The sequence below is a fragment of the Streptomyces sp. W16 genome (assembly GCF_033194735.1).
GTDB lineage: Bacteria > Actinomycetota > Actinomycetes > Streptomycetales > Streptomycetaceae > Streptomyces.
Genome location: NZ_JAWOAI010000969.1, coordinates 1 through 1913, shown reverse-complemented (window position 1 = coordinate 1913; position 1913 = coordinate 1). Strand labels below are relative to the sequence as shown.

The window sequence follows — 1913 nt, the reverse complement described above, 5'->3', positions numbered from 1 at the left end:
CTCCCGCGCAGCGTGGCGATGCCGTACCCGAACCGGCCGTAGATCACCGGCTCGGAGGCCGTCAGCACGGCCAGCGGCTCGCCCCAGGACCGTACGTCGTCCAACTGCCGCCGCATCATGGACGTCAGGAGGCCGCGGCGCCGGTGGGTGGCGGCCACGCTGACCATCGTGATGCCCGCGGCCGGCACGGAGGCGCCGCCCGGCACGGTGAGCCGGAAGCTGAACGCGCCCGCAGTCCCCACGCACGCGTCGCCGTCCCAGATGCCGAGGGAGCGGTCGACCTCGGTGAGCCCGTCCCACAGCTCACGCTCCTCGGCCGACTCCGGGATGCCGCCGAACGCGGTGATCAGGGTGTCGTACCAGGTGTTCCACTCGTCCCGCCGCAGCACCCGCAGCTCGGTCCGGTCGGCCGGCGTGTTTCTCGCGTCTGTCCCCATGGACCATGCCTATCAGCGCATTGCGGGACGAGCCAGGGAATTTCCGCTCGGCGCCCGCACAGGAGCCTCTGGTGAAGTTCACTGTGAAGTTGAACCTCGCAGGGGGGACAAGTGGGACCTCCCGTGCCAAGCGGCTGGTCGGATGGATAGGGTCCCGAACTAATGGCAGCAGGACGAGAGCGGCGCGCGGAGGCCGACACGTTCATGGCCCGGTTGAGGAAGCTGGTTCACCGGGTCCGCACCGGCCTGCGCAGAAGTGCCGTCGACTACTTCCGCGGGGACGGCTCGGACTGGGTCGCGCTGGCCGGACTGCTGCTCACGATCCCGGTGATCGTGGCGATGACCCTGGCCAACGCGGTGTGGTTCTCACCGGCCGCGCTGGTCCTGCCGATCGTCGCGGGCGGCCTGCTGCTGCGGCCCGCGAGCCTGCTCGGCCTGTACGCGGCGGCGGCCACCGGTCTGATCGTGGAGTCGGTGAAGCTCGGCCCGTACACCGAGGGCCCGGCGCGGGTGACACCGGGCGTGGTGCTCGTGGTGGCCGCGTGCGGCTTCTTCGGGCTGCTGATCGCGCAGTTCCGCAGCCGGGTGGGCGTGCCCTGGCGGCGCGGCGGCACCATGCTGTTCGACCTGCGCGAACGCATCCGCGTGCAGAGCAAGCTCCCGCAGCTGCCGCAGGGCTGGCACCGGGAGATGGCGCTGCGGCCGGCGGGCGGCCAGTCGTTCTCCGGCGACTTCGTCGTGGCGGCTCGCACGAACGGTGGTCGGACCATGGAGGTCGTCCTCACCGACGTCTCCGGCAAGGGCATGGACGCGGGCTCCCGCGCCCTGCTCCTCTCCGGCGCCTTCGGCGGCCTCCTCGGCTCCCTGCCCCCGCACGCCTTCCTCCCCGCCGCCAACGGCTACCTCCTCCGCCAGGACTGGGACGAGGGCTTCGCCACCTCCATCCACCTCGTCCTGGACCTCGACTCCGGCGACTACGAACTCTTCTCCGCGGGCCACCCGCCGGGCCTCCAGCTCAGCGCGGGCAGCGGACGCTGGGAGGAGAAGGCGGCGGAGGGGCCGCTGCTGGGGGTGTACGACGGCGCCCAGTTCGACCCGGTGAAAGGCTCACTGCGGCCCGGTGACGTGCTGATGCTGTTCACGGACGGCCTGGTGGAGACCTCCGACCGGGACATCGTCGAGGGCATCGACCGCCTCACCGGCGAGGCCGACCGCTATGTCGCCGGCGGCTTCCACGGCGCCGCCTGGCACCTCATCGAGGCCGTCGCCAAGGACGTCAACGACGACCGCGCCCTGCTGCTGGTCTGCCGGGAGGGCCCGACGGCCTCGGCCTCGGCCGCCTCGACACAGGGGCTCTCCCGGTGAGCGGGCCGCCGGCCTCCGGCGAGGGTGCCGTCCCGGTGGGCCTGCCCGGCCGCCGCGCCCGGGTCGCCGGTGTTGGTCCAGCCGTGCACGTCGCCGCGGATCAGCGCGCCG

General features: G+C 72.7%; 2 protein-coding genes. One reads left to right on the top strand and one right to left on the bottom strand.

Annotated features, from left to right (window positions below):
- On the bottom strand, nt 1-437 hold a 437-nt coding region (locus R6V09_RS52035), incomplete at its 3' end, for a GNAT family N-acetyltransferase (RefSeq protein ID WP_317888385.1).
- Nucleotides 438-599: 162 nt separating this feature from the next.
- Between R6V09_RS52035 and R6V09_RS52030 the strand changes: the two genes are divergently transcribed.
- Nucleotides 600-1802 carry a PP2C family protein-serine/threonine phosphatase gene (locus tag R6V09_RS52030; protein WP_317888384.1) on the top strand — a complete coding sequence of 401 codons (1203 nt, stop codon included), beginning with the start codon at nt 600-602 and terminating at the stop codon, nt 1800-1802.
- Nucleotides 1803-1913: the final 111 nt, after the last annotated feature.

Excerpts from the sequence above, each read along its gene's own strand:
- R6V09_RS52030 (WP_317888384.1), top strand. The coding sequence starts at position 600 with ATGGCAGCAGGACGAGAGCGGCGCGCGGAGGCCGACACGTTCATGGCC.